The 19,116-nt window shown below is 71.2% G+C and carries 18 protein-coding genes; 4 read left to right on the top strand and 14 right to left on the bottom strand.

Annotated features, from left to right (window positions below):
• The first annotated feature begins 156 nt into the window (after positions 1–156).
• Positions 157–657 carry a SigE family RNA polymerase sigma factor gene (locus tag ACFQGL_RS06530; protein ID WP_377506870.1) on the top strand — a complete coding sequence of 167 codons (501 nt, stop codon included), beginning with the start codon at positions 157–159 and terminating at the stop codon, positions 655–657.
• Positions 650–1,378 carry a hypothetical protein gene (locus ACFQGL_RS06525; protein ID WP_377506867.1) on the top strand — a complete coding sequence of 243 codons (729 nt, stop codon included), beginning with the start codon at positions 650–652 and terminating at the stop codon, positions 1,376–1,378. Before ACFQGL_RS06530 ends, ACFQGL_RS06525 begins: the two co-directional genes overlap by 8 nt.
• 21 nt (positions 1,379–1,399) lie before the next feature.
• Here ACFQGL_RS06525 and ACFQGL_RS06520 read toward each other — a convergent pair whose 3' ends face one another.
• The 8 genes from ACFQGL_RS06520 to ACFQGL_RS06485 all read right to left on the bottom strand — a co-directional run bounded on the left by ACFQGL_RS06520 (position 1,400) and on the right by ACFQGL_RS06485 (position 8,959).
• Positions 1,400–2,341: a DUF4394 domain-containing protein gene (locus tag ACFQGL_RS06520; protein WP_377506864.1), complete on the bottom strand. Its 942-nt coding sequence runs from the start codon at positions 2,339–2,341 to the stop codon at positions 1,400–1,402.
• Positions 2,342–2,503: 162 nt separating this feature from the next.
• Positions 2,504–3,436: a hypothetical protein gene (locus ACFQGL_RS06515; RefSeq protein WP_377506861.1), complete on the bottom strand. Its 933-nt coding sequence runs from the start codon at positions 3,434–3,436 to the stop codon at positions 2,504–2,506.
• Between the two features lie 157 nt (positions 3,437–3,593).
• Entirely contained in the window at positions 3,594–4,214 is a 621-nt protein-coding gene (locus ACFQGL_RS06510) for a hypothetical protein (protein ID WP_377506858.1), read from the bottom strand.
• 186 nt (positions 4,215–4,400) lie between these two features.
• Positions 4,401–5,474 (bottom strand): glycerophosphodiester phosphodiesterase family protein, encoded by a 1,074-nt coding sequence (locus tag ACFQGL_RS06505; RefSeq protein WP_377506856.1) that lies wholly within the window; start codon positions 5,472–5,474, stop codon positions 4,401–4,403.
• Positions 5,475–5,680: 206 nt separating this feature from the next.
• On the bottom strand, positions 5,681–6,235 hold the full coding sequence (locus ACFQGL_RS06500; RefSeq protein ID WP_377506853.1) for a DUF5872 domain-containing protein: 555 nt from the start codon (positions 6,233–6,235) through the stop codon (positions 5,681–5,683).
• 115 nt (positions 6,236–6,350) lie between these two features.
• Positions 6,351–6,881, bottom strand: coding sequence for a PepSY domain-containing protein (locus ACFQGL_RS06495; RefSeq protein WP_377506850.1), 531 nt, complete (start codon positions 6,879–6,881; stop codon positions 6,351–6,353).
• An 84-nt stretch (positions 6,882–6,965) separates the two neighbouring features.
• The gene (locus ACFQGL_RS06490; protein ID WP_377506847.1) at positions 6,966–8,267 is read right to left on the bottom strand and encodes a HAMP domain-containing sensor histidine kinase; all 1,302 of its coding nucleotides are present in this window, start codon (positions 8,265–8,267) and stop codon (positions 6,966–6,968) included.
• Entirely contained in the window at positions 8,264–8,959 is a 696-nt protein-coding gene (locus tag ACFQGL_RS06485; protein ID WP_377506844.1) for a response regulator transcription factor, read from the bottom strand. Before ACFQGL_RS06485 ends, ACFQGL_RS06490 begins: the two co-directional genes overlap by 4 nt.
• A gap of 102 nt (positions 8,960–9,061) precedes the next feature.
• On the opposite strand from ACFQGL_RS06485, the gene ACFQGL_RS06480 reads away from it, so the two are divergent.
• Positions 9,062–9,529 (top strand): septum formation initiator, encoded by a 468-nt coding sequence (locus ACFQGL_RS06480; RefSeq protein ID WP_377506841.1) that lies wholly within the window; start codon positions 9,062–9,064, stop codon positions 9,527–9,529.
• A 3-nt stretch (positions 9,530–9,532) separates the two neighbouring features.
• Here ACFQGL_RS06480 and ACFQGL_RS06475 read toward each other — a convergent pair whose 3' ends face one another.
• The 5 genes from ACFQGL_RS06475 to ACFQGL_RS06455 form a co-directional block, all read right to left on the bottom strand.
• Positions 9,533–10,306: an ABC transporter ATP-binding protein gene (locus tag ACFQGL_RS06475; RefSeq protein ID WP_377506838.1), complete on the bottom strand. Its 774-nt coding sequence runs from the start codon at positions 10,304–10,306 to the stop codon at positions 9,533–9,535.
• Positions 10,303–11,370: a FecCD family ABC transporter permease gene (locus ACFQGL_RS06470; RefSeq protein ID WP_377506835.1), complete on the bottom strand. Its 1,068-nt coding sequence runs from the start codon at positions 11,368–11,370 to the stop codon at positions 10,303–10,305. Before ACFQGL_RS06470 ends, ACFQGL_RS06475 begins: the two co-directional genes overlap by 4 nt.
• 4 nt (positions 11,371–11,374) lie before the next feature.
• The gene (locus ACFQGL_RS06465) at positions 11,375–12,436 is read right to left on the bottom strand and encodes a FecCD family ABC transporter permease (protein ID WP_465263520.1); all 1,062 of its coding nucleotides are present in this window, start codon (positions 12,434–12,436) and stop codon (positions 11,375–11,377) included.
• Entirely contained in the window at positions 12,417–13,433 is a 1,017-nt protein-coding gene (locus tag ACFQGL_RS06460; RefSeq protein WP_377506829.1) for an ABC transporter substrate-binding protein, read from the bottom strand. The genes ACFQGL_RS06465 and ACFQGL_RS06460 overlap by 20 nt, the downstream gene beginning before the upstream one ends.
• 190 nt (positions 13,434–13,623) lie before the next feature.
• Complete coding sequence (locus ACFQGL_RS06455) at positions 13,624–17,562, bottom strand: ThuA domain-containing protein (RefSeq protein WP_377506826.1); 3,939 nt, start codon at positions 17,560–17,562, stop codon at positions 13,624–13,626.
• A 221-nt stretch (positions 17,563–17,783) separates the two neighbouring features.
• Between ACFQGL_RS06455 and ACFQGL_RS06450 the strand changes: the two genes are divergently transcribed.
• Positions 17,784–18,593 carry an inositol monophosphatase family protein gene (locus ACFQGL_RS06450; protein WP_377506823.1) on the top strand — a complete coding sequence of 270 codons (810 nt, stop codon included), beginning with the start codon at positions 17,784–17,786 and terminating at the stop codon, positions 18,591–18,593.
• On the opposite strand, the gene ACFQGL_RS06445 is transcribed toward ACFQGL_RS06450, so the two are convergent.
• Complete coding sequence (locus ACFQGL_RS06445; RefSeq protein WP_377506821.1) at positions 18,590–19,102, bottom strand: hypothetical protein; 513 nt, start codon at positions 19,100–19,102, stop codon at positions 18,590–18,592. The two genes, ACFQGL_RS06450 and ACFQGL_RS06445, sit on opposite strands and share 4 nt — an antisense overlap.
• Positions 19,103–19,116 lie beyond the last annotated feature (14 nt).

The following is a 19,116-nucleotide window of genomic DNA, read 5'->3' as shown; positions in this document are numbered from 1 at the left end:
GGGACGGCACGATGACGCCTGACCTGCTCGTTAGGTTGATCACTTCGGATGTGACGGTAGCCACAATCTTCGACCGCGCCGGTGCGACCGGATTCCCCCTGCGGGTTCCATGCGCGATGACGACGGCACGAGCAGGCGAAGGGGGGCGCAGGTCAGATGCGTGACGCCGAGGAGTTCGACGCCTTCTACGCCGCCTGCGCCGGCCGGATCGTGGGTCACGTCTATGCGCTGACCGGCAACCGCAGCGAGGCGGAGGACGCCGTCGCCGAGGCGTTCATGCGGGCCTGGCAGCGCTGGCCGACGGTGCGCGAGGCGGACAGCCCGGAGGCGTGGGTCCGCCGGGTCGCGTCCCGAACCGCGGTGAGCAGTTGGCGCAAGACGTTCAACCGGATCCGCGCACACCGTCGGGCAGCCGTCGACCAGGGCGTGCCCGGCCTCAACGAGGACCACGTCGCCCTGCTGCAGGCACTTCAGCGGCTCAACCCCAACCAGCGCCGCGCCGTCGTGCTGCACCACCTGAACGATCTCAGCGTCGCCGAGGTGGCAGCCGAGATGCAGGCGCCCATCGGGACCGTCAAGACGTACCTCGCCCGCGGTCGGAGGGCGATGGCCGAGCTGCTGAACGAGGCGCACCAGGAGAGGGCCTCCCATGGCTGATCCGCACGACGACCTCACGGCCATCGTCGACGAGGTCCGGCGAGTCACGACCCTGCCGACGGCGCAGCACCTGCGCCGCCGGAGCGAAGAGCGTCGGCGACGTCGCGCGGCCATCACCGCCACCGGGCTGGCCGTGCTGGTGGGTGCGGCCGGCACCACCCTGCTGGCGGCGCGGAACCACGTCGAGGCACCGGTCCAGGGTGTCGGTCCGGCCGGCGTGGTCGCACCGTCGACCGCCCCGCCCGTCACCGCCCCGCCGCTGACCGCTCCGCCGGGACCGCAGGACATCCTCGCCGGCCGCCGGCAGGTCCTGATCGGAATGCCCGGCCTGGCCGGAGCCGTGCTGGCGATCGGCCGCACCGACGACCAGGTACGGGCCACCACCGAGCGGGGCATCGACGACCGGGCGCTGTGGGTCCTGCGGCCCCGGGGGGACCGATTCCAGATCATGCTGGCCGCGCCGCGCGACGCCGGCCAGGTCTGCATGACCGTCGTGCACGACGCGGCCCCGGGCAGCGTCCACGCCCGGGCGTGCGATCCCGCCGCGCAGACGCAGCTCTTCCGGATCGAGCAGGTCGCCGACGGCAGCTACTCGTTCCTGCAGGGCAAGCGCTACGTCCAGGTCGTGGACGGCACCAACGCCCTGGTCCCCGACCTGCCCGAGGGCCTGACCACCACGTACGAGTTCGAGGACCGGGGCCCCGCCGCCGTCGAGCGCTAGAACGGCGGCGGGGCCAACGGGTCACGGCTGGTCGAGGCGCAGTGCGAGGTCGGTGACCAGGTATGCCGCGTCGAAGGCGCCGGTCGGTTGGGCTTCGCCGGTCAGCAGGTCGACCCTGTACGCCCGACTGACGCCGGAGCCGTTGAACACGGCGTGGGCGCTGTTGCTGACCGCGCGCCCGGCGCGCAGCGCGCTGTAGATGTCGAAGCCGGCTCGGGGGTCGGCGGCCACACCGAGTGCGCCGGTGGCGGAGAGTTGGCCCGAGTTGGCCGGGACCTGAAGCGCGACCTGGTCGAGGCTGGTGTCGACGTCGAACAGGCTGGTGGCGGTGGTCGGGCTGAGGTCGTTGTTGGTGTAGGCCGCGCCGGAGACCCCTGCGGCGGCCACGACCGACGGCGGATAGGTGAGGACGCTGTCGGCGAGGGTGACGCCACCGACGTTGACGTTGTGTCGCAGATTCTGGCCCGTGTTGCTGACGATCCGCAGGCGGTCGGCCGCCGGGTTGAAGTCGACGCCGAAGGACGTGCCGGCGAGGGCGATGGTCAGTTGACTGACCTTCGTGGCGACGGCGGTGCGGGTGGACAATGTGTAGACGCCGCCAGCGCCGCTGACGCCGTACAGGTTGCCGTCCTGGACCCGGTAGTCGATACCGACGAGGTCCTCGATGCCGGGCAGGTCGACCACGCCGATGGCGCAGGCCCACTGAGGTCGGTTGACCGCGAACTTGATCAGCTGCTGATCTGCGGTCAGGCCGATCGCCAACGGCCCGTTGCGACCGGTGCTGTTCAGCAGGTCCCAGAGCGGGTTGCAGGGTACGGCGGCCAACGACGACGAATCGGCGGGGGCGTTGCCGGCGGGCGGGACGCTGCCCGGCCGAGCGGCCACCCCGGCCGATGATGCTGCGAGCCCGACAGCGACGGCCAGGCCGGTCAGGACCAGGCCTCGATGGAACACAGCGTGCATGAGAAACCCTTCCTTGTGCAGTGGAATGCCCGGCAGTGGCATCGGAGAGTTGGGCAGGCCCGATCACGCAGATCGGGACGTTTTCCCAGCTCAGAGGCTATCGAACAGCTTCGCTGCGCACTGTCGGATCACGTACACATTGAAATGTTTTCATGCAATTTGTCAGCGCGGCGGGGACGCCTGGCCGGCCAGCACGACCAAGTCGTCGGCGCGGGCGGAGAACGCCGCCTTCGCGCCTTCGAGCCAGACGAGATAGCCCACCGGCGGTCCCGACCCTCCCCACCGGGCGCCGATGATCGTGCCCACTCGGCCCGCGTACGGCTCGCTGAGCACACGTACCCGGGTGCCCGGAGCATGTCCGTCCTCGGCGACGATGAGCAGCGCGTCGAGAATCTGCCGTACCCCGACGATCGGAAGTCCCGGCACGTAGAACTCGCCCGCGGACCCCAGGCGGGGGGTCATCATCGTGCGGAAGAGCGCAGCGTGCCGGATCGCCTCCTGGCGGATCTGCCAGTCCGCGCTGCCTTCGGCAGCGGCCAACGCCTTCTCGATCGCCGCGAAGAGCGCCACCGGCTCCCGATCGAGTAGGCGGCGGGCCTCGTGGTCCACCTCCGCGTACGCCAGGTCGACCGCGGTGTCCTCGCCCATCTCCGCGACCCAGGCCAGGTCACCCACCTCGGGCAGCAACCCCGGTGCCTCGGCGGCGACCGCGACGTACACCATCGCCAGCAGTTCGCGGCGGGCTTCGCCGTGGTAGAGGAGGCCCACCCCAGCCCTCCGGGTGGGCGGAAAACGCTCGACGAGGTGCTGGGCCCGACCGGCCGGCAGACTGGCGGCCCGTCTGGTGTCCGCCACCCGCTCCTCGAACGATCGCCGTTCACGGCGGTCGACGAGCAGCTGGCGGTACGAGTCGAAGCCGCTCGGATAGATCGTCCGCCCATAGCTGGAGAGGGTCTCACCGGGCTGAAGACCGACCGCCCTGAGTTGCCGGGCGGCCACCGAGTAGGCCACCCCGGTGCGGGACGCCTGCTCCCGGATCGCACGTTTGCGTGCACGCCCCGAGGCTGGGCTCCGGCGGGGATTCTGATCAGACATGACGCCTCCGATGCGGCCCCACGCCCCGCACCGAACAGGCGACGTGACCGGCACGTCGAAGGTTGACCACCGCGCGGAGTCGGAGACTCTTGGCCTCAACGTGTGGTGCGGCGTGGGCGACCACACTGGGCGCTGGCAGGCGCTCTGCCGGCACCTACTATATCGCGATCCCAGTGCCGGCTGAGGTGGTGCCGGCACCGGCATCGGCACCGAACCCGTCCGGTCCGAGCGCCGGCAGGGCCGGCGCGAGCGCCACCAGCATGCACAGGCCGCTCAGCGGGAGAAGGTCCAGCGTGGCCACCGGCAGGACGATGCCGATCAGCAGGAGGGGGACGCTCCACCACGGCAGCCGCCGACGGGCGGCGAGCATCCCGGCGAGGACGACCAGGCCGAGGAAGAAGAACTGGGGTACGACGTCGTAGAAGGCGATCTCGACGCCGGGGATGTCCTTGAAGTCGGCGCTGAGGGCCGACATCTCCGGCCGGTCGGCGGCCAGCAGTCCCTCCACGATGTCCGCGCCGATCTGCACCATGGTCGCGGCGAGTCCGACCAGGGTGAGGACCACCACCCCGTTGCGCCATCGGCTGGGCGGCAGCAGGCGGGCCAGCGCCAGGACCGCCGGAACGAAGAACACCATGCCCGCGAGGCCGATCAGGTGCGCGGCCTGCCAGTCGAACCCCGGGCCGTACACGTCGTCGGACTTTCCCCACAGGCGCACGAGCCCGTAGGCCACGATGCAGACCGGCCCGGCGATCACGAAGAACGCAGCACGTTTCATGTGCAGCATCATCTGGTCGTCGACACCCGAGCGGCCTCCGGGCGCTACCCCGGCCCGGCCCTGAGTTCTGTCTCAGGTGTTCCACCGAGAATCGAAAGTGGGACCGGGCCGTCCAGGACCTCGACGCCGAACGGCCCCGCCAGCGCGTTACCGCAGCTCACGGGGCCGTTCTCAGGCGCAGGAGAATCAGTGGCGGGGCTGGTAGCTCTTCGGCAGACGCATACCGCGCTCGGCCATCAGGTCACGGACCCGGTTCGGGTAGTTGGTGATGATGCCGTCGACGCCCAGGTCCATGAGCGCCGCCACGGTGGCGGGGTCGTCGCAGGTCCACGGGATGACCTTCAGGCCACGTGCGTGCGCCTCGGCCACCATCGTCTCGTCCGGGTAGAAGCGGAAGTTCGGGTCGCTGATCGTCCCGTTCTGCGGGAATCCGTAGTTCGGCGACAGGGCCGTGACGCCACGGATGGCGGCGGCCGCCTTCACGAAGTCACCGTCGTAGTCGTCAGCGTCGATACCGCCGAGCCAGGGGGACGCGCCGGGCTTGCCGACCTGAAGGAAGTCGTAGTTCGTCAGGGCCACCAGCGGCCACTTCGGCGCGAGCCGGTGCATCTCCTTGAGCGCGCCCCAGTCGAACGACTGGATGGTGACCTGCTTCTCGATCCCGGAGCGGCGGATCTCCTCGAAGACCCGGCGAACGAACAGCTCACGGGGTGCGGTCTGCTCGGGCGCTCCCGCCTCGACCTTCGTCTCGATGTTGAGCTTGAGGTCCTTGGCGCGGTAGCTCTTGACGAGGTTGAGCACGTCCTTCAGCTCGACCATCCGGAAGCCCCTGATCTGTTCCTGCTCAGGGAACCCCGGGAGCTGCTGGAAGCCGCAGTTCATCGTCTTGATCTGGGCGAGCGTCAGGTCCTTGATGTACTTGCCGACGTACGGGTACATCGGGTCGCCGACCGTGACCGGTGCGGTGTCCACGCACTTCTGGGCGCTGATCTGGCGGTCGTGGTTGACCACGACCTTCTTGTCCTTGGTGACCTGGGTGTCCAGCTCCAGCGTGGTGACCCCGAGGCGCATCGCCTTGGCGAAGCCCTGCAGCGACTCCTCGGTGGTCATGCCGATGCCACCGCGGTGCGCCTGAAGGTCGAAGTGGGTCTTCTGGGGCCGCAACGCGCTGGCGCTGTCCGCGGGTGCCGCGTGCGCGGCCACCGGAGCGGCGAGCGCGGGCAGAACGACCAGGCCCGCCAGGATGTGACGCAGGGACATGGGTGGAAACCTCACCTCTTTCGGAAGCGTTTGCCCTGGTGAGGCTAGGTGGGAGGGCATCCCGTCCGGTGGCCTCGCCACAAGCGGACGGTGAACGTTGGCCGAACCTGGGAATCAGCTGACCGCGACCCGAGATCGGCTTCGGCGGCGGGCCGATCTGACCGCGGCGGACGGCACGACCCGGCGTCCGCTGGCCCGGGTGCTGATCAACGTCGGTTGAGTTCCGCCTCAAGACGCTGGATGAGCGTCTTGCGTCCCTTGCCGTCGCGTTCGCGTCGCAGCGCGTCCCTGAGCTGCCGCGTGTCGAGGCCACGAACGAGCTTGGTCGCCTCGGCGACCGACATCTCGGACAGCCGTCCCCGGTTCGAGGTGGCGTCCTTTCGTGCCCGTTTGGCCGGCCCGGTGTTGGCCACGTACTGCTTGCCGGACCGGGACGCCTCGCGTTTCTTGGTGTCGGTCGCGCGCTTCTCGCCGGCCGAGAGCTGGTCCCAGGCCTTCTTGGGCAGGTAACGACTCGTCGTGCCGCCCTGGCGGGCACGGGTGTCGCCCTCTTTCGTCTGCCATTTCTCGTTGCCCCACCGCTGGAGCGACTTCTGCCGCTCGTCCTTGGGGCCCAGGAATCCCCCGCCGCGCTTCTTGTACTCCTGGGTGAGTAGTTGCGACTTGCGTGCCGACCACTGGCCCTGCCGGCCGCCCTTGTCAGAAGCCTTGATTTCTTCCTTGATCTGCTCTCTGAGCTCGGGTTTCGTGTACCGCGCCATGGCTGGCAGCTACCCGGGACCACACCGCATATGCCTACGGTCCGCGAACCGGTCCGCAGACGGGTGTCGCCGCCCGCCACGGTGGGCCCATGGCCGGCGGCGGCATCCGCTGGCATCAGTCGTCGTCGCCGGACTTGTCCCCGTCATCGCCGGACCGGTCGTCGTCGCCGGACCGGTCGTCGTCGCTGTCGTGGCCGTCGTCGTCCACCGGCTCCTGCTCGGCCTTCACGATCGTGCCGTTGTCCCGGTCGACGTCCACCTCGTGTTCGGTGTCGCCGGCGACGATCTCGACGCTCCAGACCGGTCGGCCGTGCTCCTGTTCCGCCTCGACCTCGACGATCCGGCCTCCGCCGGCCCGGGCCAGCGCGATCTCGCCGGCCCGCTGCTGGTCCACGGCCCCACCCGCCGTCGCGCCGGCCGACGGCGTGCCGCTGGTCGGCGTACCGCTGGCTCCCGGCGTGGGGGTGGTGCCGCTGGTGGCGCTGTCGTCCGGTGCGTCCGTGGCCGTCGGGTCGACGGTGGCGGCGGCCAGTGCCGTACCGCCGGCCGGCGGGTCTCCGGCGGCGCTGACGCCGAGGGCGACCCCGGCCACCGCCAGTACCGCCGTCCCACCGACCGTCGCCAGGAGCAGTGCGCTGCGCTTCATCGTGGTGTCCACCTTTCCTCGGTTGTCCTGTCGAGGATCGGCCGGATTCCGATAGCGTCGCGCTGTCCGAACGCTAAGGCCGGGTTAAACCGTGCCGTCCGCCGTCGCGGTGGCGGCGACCCCGAGCCGGAGCAGCACCCGCGCCCCGCCGCGCGGGCCGGTACGCAGCTCCAACCGACCGCCGCCGGCCTGCGCGGCCCGGCGGGCGATGTCCAGGCCGAGGCCGGTCGACCCGGCCGCGCTGGCACCTCGCCGGACCGCCCCGGCCGGCATGCCCGGGCCCTCGTCGGCGACGGTGAGCAGCACCTCCCCCGCCTCCCGCACGAGGTGGACGGCGAAGGGCGTGCCGTCGGGGGTGTGCGCGAAGACGTTGCCGAGCAGGGCGTCCACGGCCGCCGTCAGGTCGTCGGCGGGCACCGCGACGGGGAGCGGGCCGGGCGCCAGGTCGAGGGTGACCGCTCGGCCGGTGTCCTCGGCCAGCACCGACCAGAACGCCACCCGGTCACCGACGATCGCCGCGGCGTCCGAGGTCGGCGTCGGTCCCACCGCCGGTGAATTGCGCCAACGGGCCTGCCGGATCAACCCGGTGACCGCCCGTTCGAGCCCGTCGGCGGCGGCCGTGATCCGGGCCGCGTCGTCCGGGTCGCGCAGCGACTCGGCCTCCAGCCGCAGCGCCGTCAACGGCGTCCGCAGCCGGTGCGACAGGTCGGCGACCTGCTCCCGCTCCTGCACCAGCAGCACCTGGATCCGACCGGCAAGGTGGTTGAGCGCGCCGGCCACCTCGCGCAGCTCCGCCGGCCCGGCAGGTACGACCCGGGCGTCCAGTTCGGCGTTGGCCAGCCGGTTCGACACCGCGGAGAGTTCGCTGATCGGCCGGACCAGCGTGCGCGCCAACCGGTCGGCGACGGCCAGCCCGATCAGCACCAGGACCACCCCGAGCAGGGCCAGCACCAGCCAGGCCCGGGTCACCCCGTCGGTCAGCTCGTGCCGCGGAACCACGATCCGGATCACCCCGGTGCCGTCCGCCCGGCCCTGCACCGCGATGACCACCTCCCGGCCGGCCTCCGACTCACCGGTGAGGCTCTGCCCACGCGCCGCCAGGGCCACGGCGGGCGTACGCGGCGCCGGGGCGCCGAGCACCGTGCCGTCGGGGAGGAAGACGCTCACCGACCGGCCGGACTCCACGGCGAGCTGTTCGACGGTGAGCCGGATGGTCGCCACGTCGGCGGTGCCGACCACCGGCACCAGGCTCTGCGCGTCGGCGGTGGCCCGGACCGTGGCCCGGTCCTCGGCGACGGTGCGTACCAGCAGTGCCAACGGCACCAGGAACGCGATCAGGGTGAGGACGCTGACCGCCGCGACCAGCAGCGCGAGGCGAGCCCTCACCGCTGCTCCCCCGGCGCCTCCAGCCGTACGCCCACCCCGCGCACGGTGTGCAGGTAGCGGGGCTGCTGGGCGTTCTCCCCCAGCTTGCGGCGCAACCAGGACAGGTGCACGTCGACGGTCTTGTCGGCGCCGCCGTACGGGATCTGCCAGACCTCGGTGAGCAGCTCGCGTTTGGTGACCACCTGGCCGGGCCGGCCGGCGAGATGGTGCAGCAGGTCGAACTCGCGGGGAGTCAGCTCGACCGGTGCCCCGTCCAGCGTGACCTGCCGGGCCCGGGGGTCGATCCGCAGACCGCCGACGGCGAGCGACGGGTCCTGCGCGTCGGTGCCGAAGGTGCCCCGCCGGAGCACCGCACGGACACGGGCGTCGAGCTGCGCCGCGGTGAACGGCTTGACCACGTAGTCGTCGGCGCCCGCGTCGAGGACCCGGACGATCTCGGCCTCGTCGTCGCGGGCGGTGGCCACGATGACCGGCACCGAACTGACCGCGCGCAGCATCCGCAGCAGCTCGCGGCCGTCCAGATCGGGCAGACCCAGGTCGAGGACGACGAGATCGGGGCGGTCGTCCAGCGCGTCGCGCAGACCGGCCAGCGCGGTCGAGGCCGCGGCCACCGCGTGCCCGCGTTCGCGCAGTGCCCGGATCAGCGGCGTACGGATGGTCAGGTCGTCCTCGATGAGCAGCAGGCGGGCCACAGCTGGCAGGCTAGCCGCTGCGGCCGGGGCCGGAGCCCACGTTAACCGTCCCTTAGCGTCCGGATGTGCCAGCGACAACCCGGCATCGGGGATAGTCGGGGGATGCGTCGTCGTCCGATCCTCGTCACCGCCGGTTGGGTGGCCACCGCCGCCGTGGCCACCCTGATCGGCGTGGGCGCGATCCGCCTGGTGGGCGAGAGCATCACCGGCACCCCCGGCGGGATACGCAGCGCGGCGGAGATCGAGCGCGCGCTCGCCTCGCCCGAGCCCGCACCGACCGGCACGACGGGCACCGCGCCGACCCCCGGCGTCGGCCCGTCGAGCGCCGCGCCGTCCGCCAGCTCCGGGCCCCGCCGGGTGTTCGCCACGGCGGGCGGCACCGCCGTGGCCGAGTGCGGCGCCGGTGGGGTACGCCTCGTCTCCTGGGCGCCCGCGCAGGGCTTCCGGGTCCGCGACGTGGACCGGGGCCCGGACGACGACGTCGAGGTCAGGTTCGAGGGGTCGGCCGGCGAGTACGAGTTGAAGCTGCGCTGCGTGGGCTCGGAACCGGTGGCCGACGATGACGACTGAACCTCAGGTGGGTACGACCATCGGTGTGCCGGCGATCGGGTCGGGTACGACGACGCAGCTGAGCCCGAAGACCTTCTCGACCAGCTCGGCCGTGACCACGTCGGTGGGGGCGCCCTCGGCGACGATCGCGCCGTTCGACATCGCGATGACGTGGTCGCAGTAGCGGCAGGCCAGGTTGAGGTCGTGCATGACGATGACGATGGTCTTGCCGGACTCGGCGTTCAGCTTGCGCAGCAACCGCAGCAGCTCGACCTGGTGGTTGATGTCCAGGTAGGTGGTGGGTTCGTCGAGGAGCAGCAGGTCGGTGTCCTGGGCCAGGGCCATGGCGACCCAGACGCGTTGCCGCTGGCCGCCGGACAGCTCCCGGATCGGACGGTCGATCAGCTCCGCGGTGTCGGTGGCGTCCAGGGCCCGGGAGACCGCGTCGTGGTCGCCGTCGGTCCAACGGCGGAACCAGCCCTGGTGGGGGTAACGGCCCCGGGAGACGAGGTCGGCGACGGTGATGCCGTCGGGCGCGACCGGGGTCTGCGGGAGCAGCCCGAGCACCTTGGCCACGTCGATGGTACGCAGGTCGCCGAGGGCCTTGCCGTCGAGCAGGACGGAGCCGCTGCGGGGCAGGAGCAGCCGGGCCAGGCCCCGCAGCAGGGTGGACTTGCCGCAGGCGTTGGCACCGACGATCGCGGTGACCTTACCGTCGAGCACGGTGACGTCGAGGTTGTCCACGACGGTCCGGTCGTCGTACCCGAGGGTCAGCCCCTCGGCGCGCAGTCGGGTCATCCGCCCGCTCCTTGCCGGTTGGAGGTGGCCAGCAGCCACAGCAGATAGGGAGCACCGACCGCGCCGGTCACCACGCCGGTGGGCAGCGGTGTGGGCAGCAGGTGCACGGCGACGAGGTCGGCGCTGAGCAGCAGCGCCGCACCGACCAGCGCGGCGGCGAGAATGCCACCGGTGGCCGGACCGAGGAGCCGGTTGGCGATCGGGCCGGCGACGAGGGCGACGAAGGCGATCGGGCCGGCGACGGCCACCGCCAGGGCGACCAGCACGATCGCGGTGCCGAGCAGGGCTGCGCGGTTGAGTTCGGCGCGGGTGCCCAGGGTGCGGGCGGCGTCGTCGCCGAGTTCGAGGGCGCGCAGCGGCCGTTGCAGCAGTACGGCGATCGGCAGCAGGACGAGCAGGCCGCCGATGAGCAGCCGCAGTTCGGTGGTGCTGGCCTGCCCGACCGAGCCGGTCAGCCAGTGCATGGCCTGGCGGGCCTCGAAGAGCTGGGCTCGGGTGAGCACGTAGCCGATGAGGCCCTCGAAGAAGGCCGACACACCGATGCCGATGAGGATGAAGCGGTAGCCGCTGACGCCGTCCCGCCAGGCCAGCAGGTACATCAGCGTGGCGGCGACGATCGCCCCGCCGAGGGCGAACCCGCTGACGACGAGCCCGGCGGCCGAGAAGATGACGATTCCGGAGACGGCGGCGAGACCGGCGCCCGAGGTGATGCCGACGAAGTCCGGCGAGGCGAGCGGATTACGCAGCAACTGCTGGAAGATCGTCCCGGAGGCGCCCAGCGCGAGCCCGACCGCCAGCGCGGCGGCGGCGGTCGGCAGGCGCAGCCCACGGACGACGAAGTCGACGCTGGGGTTGTCGGACAGGTGCAGCACCGAGGCGATGACCTCACCGGCGCCGATGCGGAAGCTGCCCACCATCATGGTCAGCACGAACAGGGCGGCCACGGCGACCGTCAGCGCGCCGGTCACCGCGGTGGAGCGTCCGGCTCGGCGTCGCCGGTTGGCCCGCAGCCGCGCCGCCGCAGCGGGCGGGTCCACGGGCAGGTCCGTCGTTGTCGTCGTCATGTGCTCACACCTCCGACAGCCGGCCGTAGCGCACGATCGCGACGAACGCGGGCGCGCCGAGCAACCCGAGGACCACACCGACCTGCAGCTCGTCCGGGACGACCACCACCCGGCCGAGCACGTCGGCCAGCAGCAGGACGACCGGTGCCAGCAGCATCGAGTACGGCAGGATCCAGCGGTAGTCGGGCCCGCAGATGAACCGCGCCACGTGTGGCACGACGAGCCCGACGAAGACGATCGGCCCGCAGGCGGCGGTGGCCGCGCCAGCGAGCACCGCCACCAGGGCGAAGGCCGCCGCCCGGGTGCGGGTCACGTTCTGGCCGAGGCCACGGGCCACGTCCTCGCCCAGCGCGAGGCCGTTGATGGCCCGCCCGAGACCCAGCGACACCACGAGGCCCAGCAGCAGGAAGGGCGCGACACCGGTCAGGATCGGGGCGTACCGGCCGGCGAGCGAGCCCACCTGCCAGAACCGCAGCTCGTTGAGCGCGTCCACGTTCGTCATGAGGATCGCGCTGGTCACCGAGGTCAGGCCGGCGGTGACGGCAGCACCGGCCAGGGCCAGCTTGACCGGGGTGGCGCCTTCGCGACCGAGCGACGCGATGGCGTACACCAGCGCGAGCGCCGCGATCGCTCCGGCGAAGGCGAACCAGACGTACGCGTTCACGCCGCTGATGCCGAGCACGGTGATCGCGAAGACCACGAAGGCCGCCGCGCCGGCGTTGATGCCGAGGATCCCCGCGTCCGCGAGGGGATTGCGGGTGACGCCCTGCAGGATCGCCCCGGCGACGCCGAGCGCGGCGCCGACCAGGATGCCGAGCAGGGTGCGGGGCACCCGCATCTCCAGCGTGACCGTGCTGGTGATCGAACCGTCGCCCGCACCCACGTGACCGAGAGCGCGCAGCACCTCGCCGAGGCCGATGGACCGCGAGCCCATCGTCACGCTGAGGAAACCGACGAGTGCGAGGAGCGCGCAGAGGGCGACGAGCCCCAGCCCGAGGGCGGGGGCCCGCCGTACGCCTCGCGTCGGTGCGCGCCTCGCGTACCGGTCAGTTGCCGACATTCGGATCTGCGGCCTTGACCGCCTCGGTCAGCTTGTCCAGCTCGGTGGCGTAGTCGCCGTACGAGTGCAGCCAGACCGTCGGCCACGACACGGTGGCCCCGGCCTTGGCCGCCTTGATCTTGAACCAGGTCGGCTGCTTCTTACCCCACTCGGCGTTGGCGGTGAGGGTGAAGGAGCGGCCGTCCCACAGGATCAGGTCGGGCTGGTACTTGTCCGCGTTCTCCCAGCTGAGGTTCTCCCAGTACGGGAAGGCCGGGTCCGGACTGGCGGGGTTGAGCACCTTCAGGCCCCAGCTCTGGAAGTCCAGCAGCTCCGGTGCGTGCTCCGGGTTGGCCACGTACAGCTTCTCGGTGGCGGGCGACATCGCCGCGACGGTCAGGCCGGGCTTGGCCGCGGTCGCCTGCTTGAACGTGGCGAGCGCCTCCTCGAAGCGCTTCTTGTTCGCCGCGATCTGCGGGCTGCTCACGTCCGCGCCGAGGCTCTTCGCGAGGTTCTCGTACCCGTCGGCCAGCGCGACGATCGACTTGCCGTAGGTCACCCCGACGACGGGCGCCAGCTCGCCGATCTTCTTGCTCTTCTCGTCGACGCCCTCCTCCATGCCGGAGTGCGCCTTCTCGGCCGGCCACCAGTCGGCGACGATCAGGTCCGGACGCAGGGCGGCGGCCTTCTCCACGTCGATCTTGCCCCACTCCTCACCGAGGATCTCGATGCCGGTGAGGTCGAGGTTCTTCAGGTTGAGGTCGGTCTTGACCGACTCGTCGGCGTACACACCGACGGGCTTGATGCCGAAGGACATCAGCGCGGCGGCCTCGCCGGCGTGCGCGATGATCCGCTTGGGGGTCTTGTCGGTCTTGACGACCTGGCCGGACCCGTCGGTGAACGACCAGGGGCCGGAGGCGGCGGCGGCCGCATCGCCGGTGTCGGAGTCGCTGCCACAGCCGGTGAGCCCGGCGAGCACGGCGCTCAGCGCCGCCACGGCCAGGACCGGACGCCATGCCTGCATGGTGAGTTTCCGTTCGTTCGGGGGGTGAGCTGAGCCACTGCCGCGCTCAAAGTTAGGTTAGGCTAACCAACCAGGGCCGACTTTAGCCAGACGGCATGATCCCTCTCACCGCGGGGGTCCCCCGAAGGCCGACGACAACGGCCGTGGCCGGCACGGAAGGACCCGTGCCGGCCACGTTCTCGGTGGTGGTTCAGCTGGCGTACGCCTCCAACTCCCAGAGCGAGTGCCCGTACCCGGTCCCCCGGGCGGTGCCGTAGATCCGTAGGTAGCGACCGTTGGCGCCGAGCGCGGTGTGCTCGTCCACACCGCCGTCCGCGCCGGTCACCGTCTTGACGTTGGTCCAGGTGGTGCCGTCGTTCGAGGTCTGGATGATGTACGCGCTGCTGTACGCCGCCTCCCAGTTCAACTTGACCCGGCCGATCGCGGTCGGGCTGCCGAGGTCGACCCGGATCCACTGCGGATCGGAGAACGTGCTCGACCAGCGGGTGGTGAGACTGCCGTCCACCGCCTGGGCGCCGGTCACGTCGGCCCCCTCGTTGCTGGACGTCAGCGTCGGCTTGTTCACCAGCAGGTTGGTGCCGGGGCCGGTCGGGCCGCCGGTGCCGCCGTACACCTCGAACTCGAACAGCGAGTAGCCCCAGGCGGTGCCGCGTGCGGTGCCGTTGAGGCGGATGTAGCGGCCGGTACCGGTCAGACCGGTCAGGTCGTCCACTCCGCCGTCGCCACCGGTCACCGTCCGGATCGTGGTGAAGTTGACCCCGTCCGGCGAGGTCTGGATCTGGTAGCCACTGCCGTACGCCGCCTCCCAGGTCAGCTTGACCCGGTTGATGGCGTACGAGGCGCCCAGGTCCACGTCGATCCACTGCGGATCACTGAAGGCGCTGCCCCAGCGGGTGCCGAGCGCGCCGTCGAACGCGTTCCCGGCGACGTAGGCTCCCTCGAAACTGGACGCCCGAGCGGGCTTGCCCTGGGCCAGGTTGCCGGTCGGCGGGTCCGGGTCCGGGTCGGGCCCGGGACCGCCGGGGCTGGTGGACAGGGTGAACTCGTCGATGTCGAACCACGGCCCGGCGCCCTTGAAGACCAGGAACAGGGTCCGGGTGCCGGTCGGGGCGGTGACCCCACCGGTGACCGTGGCGAAGTTGGCGTACCCACCGGTGGGTACGACGGTCGCCGAGCCGACCAGCTGCCCGGTCGGCGAGTCGACCCGCAGCTCCACTGTGCCGCCGCCGCCGGCCGGTGCGCCGACCCGGGCACTGAACGACTGGATGCCGGTCAGGTTGTAGGGGTGGAACGAGATCCAGTCGTTGTTGTCGATGTAGCCGACCGCGGCGCCGCCGTGTCCGGCCGCCCCGGCGACGATCTGGACGCCGGACGAGTCACCGAAGTGCTCGGCCTGGCGTACCCGCGGTTGCAGTACCGCCTGCGTGTGCGTTGTCAGCGCCGGCTGGCCACCCCCACCCAGGTCGGTGTACTCGGCGTCGATGATGCCGAAGATGTTCGCCGCGGAGTCGTGCTCGCCGTCGGCCGAGGTCTGGATGACCCCGGAGCAGCCCTGCACGCTGCCGAGCTGGTGACCGTGCGAGTCGTGGCCGAGGACGTAGTTCACCTTCACCCGGGCACAGTTGATCGCTCCGTCCTGGGCGTCGGTGACGGTGACGTTGAACGGCACGGCGTCCCCGAAGTTGAACGTCTGCCCGTTCAACGGGGTGTTCACCGTGACGACCGGGGCGCTGTTGCCGACCGTGACGACCACGCTGGCGGTGGCGGTCTTGCCGGTGGTGTCCCGGACCGTCAGCGTCGGACTGCGCGTCCCGTTGGTGGTGTACGTGAAGCTCGGGTTCGGCGCGGTCGAGTCGGTGGTGCCGTTGTTGTCGAAGTCCCAGGCGTAGGTGAACGGGTCACCGTCCGGATCGAGTGTCCCGGCCGAGGAGAACGCCACGGTCAACGGCGCGGTGCCGCTGGTCGGGGTGGCCGACACCACCGGACGGGGTGCCCTGCCCGTGCGCGCGTACTCGATCCGGTACAGCGCCGAGTTGGCGTCGCCGTTGAACCAGCCGGTGCCGTAGTCGAGCACGTAGAGCGCGCCGTCCGGGCCGAACTCCATGTCCATGACCTGGGTGCCGGTCCACGGGAACGGGTTGATCTTCAACGGCTGGCCGGTCGAGTCGAGCTTGATGTTCTTGATCCAGCGACGGCCGAACTCGCCGGCGAAGTACGTCCCGTCGTAGTACTCCGGGAACGCCACCTCGGAGGTGCTGTTCGGGTTGTACCGGTACACCGGGCCGCCCATCGGGGACAGGCCGCCACCGGTGAACTCCGGCGGGGAGCCCGATCCGCCGTACGGCAGCCAGGCCGAAATGGCCGGCGGCAGCTGGGTGATGCCGGTGTTGTTGGGTGAGTTGTTCACCGGCCCGCCCGCGCAGTTGAACTTCGGCCCGGACGGGCCGGACGGGAAGGTGTAGTCGTTGTAGGCGTCGTTGCGGGCGGTGCAGTACGGCCAGCCGTAGAAACCGGGCCGGTCGATCCGGGCGAACTCCACGTTGCCCGCCGGTCCCCGGTTCGGGTCGGCGGTGCCCGCGTCCGGGCCGTAGTCACCGAGGTAGACGATGCCGGTGGCCTTGTCCACGCTCATCCGGAACGGGTTGCGGAAGCCCATCGCGTAGACCTCCGGCCGGGTCCGCGCGGTGCCCGGAGCGAACATGTTGCCGGCCGGGATGGTGTAGCCGCCGGCCGCGCTCGGCTTGATCCGGAGCACCTTGCCGCGCAGGTCGTTGCTGTTGCCCGAGGTGCGCTGCGCGTCGAAGGCCGGGTTACGGCCGGCCCGCTCGTCGATCGGGGTGAACCCGGCCGAGTCGAACGGGTTGGTGTCGTCGCCGGTGGACAGGTAGAGGTTGCCGGCCGCGTCGAAGTCCATGTCGCCGCCGACGTGGCAGCACATCCCCCGGCTGGTCGGCACCTCCAGGATCAGCGTCTCGCTGGCCAGGTTGACGGTGTTGTCCGCGTTGACGGTGAACCGGGCCAGCCGGTTGACGCCGTTCCAGACGGCGAATTCGGCCGGGGTGCCCTCGGCCGGTGCGCCGCCGCCGGGGGTACTCAGTGGTGGCGCGTAGTACGCGTACACCCAGCGGTTGGTGGCGAAGTTCGGATCGGCCTTGATGCCCTGCAGGCCCTCCTCGTCCCCGGTGTAGACCGGCAGAGTGCCGGCGATCTTGGTGTTGCCCGCCGCGTCGGTGTGCCGGATGACGCCGTTGCGGGAGGTGTGCAGCACGCCCCGGTCCGGCAGGACGGTGAGGCTCATCGGCTCACCCGTCTCGGCCGCGCCCTTGGCCAGCTCGACCTGCTGGAAGCTGCTGTTGACGGTGGCGCCGCAGTCCGCGCCGACCTCGCCGGCCGCGGTCATGATGCCGCCGAGCAGGTGCTGACGGAAGTTCGCCTCGGTGAACGACGCGTCGGTGTGGCCGAGGCCGGTGTACCAGGCCCGACCGCCGGAGTAGTTCTGGCACCACGAGATCGGGTGGTCGTACCCCATGCTCCCGCCGGTGTAGGTGCTCTCGTCCAGGGTGGCCAGCACATGCACGTTGCCCCGGGGGTTGACGCGGTAGTTGTACAGCTCGTCGAACCGGCTCCACCGCTGCGGCAGCGTCCGGGTGGACGGGTGCACCTGGTCGGCGACCTTGACGGTGACGTTCTGCTCGGCCGGGTGCGAGGCGAAGTACGCCCCGACGAGCCCGCCGTACCAGGGCCAGTCGTACTCGGTGTCGGAGGCGGCGTGCACGCCCACGTACCCGCCACCGCCCTGGATGTAGCGCTCGAACGCCGCCTGCTGGGCGGCGTTGAGCACGTCGCCGGTGGTGGAGAGCCAGATCACCGCGCCGAACCGGTCCAGGTTGGCGTCGGTGAACTGGCCCGCGTCCTCGGTGGCCTCGACGGTGAACCCGTTGGCCGCGCCGAGCTGCTGGATGGCGGTGATGCCCGGGGTGATGGAGCCGTGCCGGAATCCGGCCGTCTTGCTGAAGACCAGCACGGTGAACGGTGCGGCGCTGGCCGCGGGCGGCACGGCGAAGATGCCGCCCACCACGAGGATCGTGCTCAGCACGGCGCCGAGCCACGATCTCAGGGATCTGCGCACGGTAGGTCCTTTCGCGGTGCGGGGGGCGGCGTGCGCCGATCACGCCTGGTGGTGTGAAGAATGTAAATGCATCGTTGCGTCTGGATCACGGGCGCGTCAAGCACTCTCCCACCATCCGTGAGAGCGTTATCTCTGCAGCTCAGGGCCGACCGCGCAGGGTAAGATCGAATTACGGTTTTCGGGGTACCCCGACCCCGTCAGACACGTTCTATCCTGCAGCCATGACGATCACGGATCGGGACCTGGTGCTGGCCGCGGCGGAGGCCGGGGCGGCCGTCGTGCGATCCCAGTACGGCAACCCCCTCACTCGTTTCCACAAGTCCCCGAGCGACTTCGCCACCGCCACCGACATCGACGCGGAGAAGGCCATCCTCGACGTCCTGCGGGCAGCCCGACCGGACGACGCGGTGATCGGCGAGGAGAGCGGACGCACCGGTGTCGCCGAGCGCACCTGGCTGGTGGACCCGCTGTGCGGCACCCTGAACTTCGCCGCGCGCACGGCCCTGGTCGCCGTCAACGTCGCCCTGCGGTCCGGCGCGCGGCTCGCGGTGGCGGCGTCGGCCGACCCCTTCGCCGACGAGGTGTTCTGGACCGACGGCGAGCACGCCTACGTTCGCCACGACGGTGGCGACGAGCAACTCCGCCCCTCGGCCGAGTCGCGGCTGGTGGACGTCAACCTCGATCCGCCGTTTCCGAACAGTCCCGCGTTCCAGGCCGTACGCCTGCTCGCCCACCCGGAGTTCGGCGAGCGGTTCCGGCCCCGGGTGCTCTCCACGACGCTGGCCGTGGCCTGGGTCGCGGCGGGCCGGCGGGCGGCCTACGTGACCGACGGCAACCTGCGGGACAGCGTGCACTTCGCCGCCGGGATCGCCCTGTGCCAGGCCGCCGGCTGTGTGGTGACCGGCCTCCAGGGGCAGCCACTGCACACCGGCGTGGGCGGACTGCTCGTGGCCGCGGACCACGACACCCACGCCGCCCTGCTGACGCTCGTCAACGAACAGTTCTCGACGGCGGCGACCCGCACCACCTAACCGGGCGCGTAGACGAGGTCCATCGTGTCGGTACGCCCGGCCCAGCTGAGTGCGAGGTGCCAGCAGCCCTGCCGGGGCATGTCGATGATTGAGGGGCCGGGCCCACCGCGGACCTCGTGGGTCACCCGCGTGTCGGTGCCGTCCAGCGTCGCCGTGATGGCCAGGGTGGCCGGCGCGGTGGTGCCGGACGGGGCCGTGGTGGGACGGGCCACCCAGAGGATCTTGTTGTTGGCCCCGTCCCGTCTGTCGTGCGTGAGCGGGTTACCGAAGAGCACCCCGAGGATGTCCCCCTTCGCGCCGAAGACGTGCGGGACACGGGCGTCCCCGCTGAACCCGGCGGTCGCCCAGTCGGGCAGTGACCCGGTCTCGATCCGGGAGCCGCACCCGGTCGGGGCGCTCGCCGTTGCCGTGGTGGCCGGAGCGCCGACCGGCGTGGCCGGCCCGCCCGCGGTCGTACACCCCGCCAGCAGGACCACCGACCCCAGGAACAACCGTGCTGATGACCTCATCACGCGCCTCTCCC

Origin of the sequence: Micromonospora vulcania (assembly GCF_042658605.1) — a bacterium.
GTDB classification, from domain to species: Bacteria; Actinomycetota; Actinomycetes; order Mycobacteriales; family Micromonosporaceae; genus Micromonospora; species Micromonospora vulcania.
This window is presented reverse-complemented; position numbering and strand designations above follow the sequence as displayed.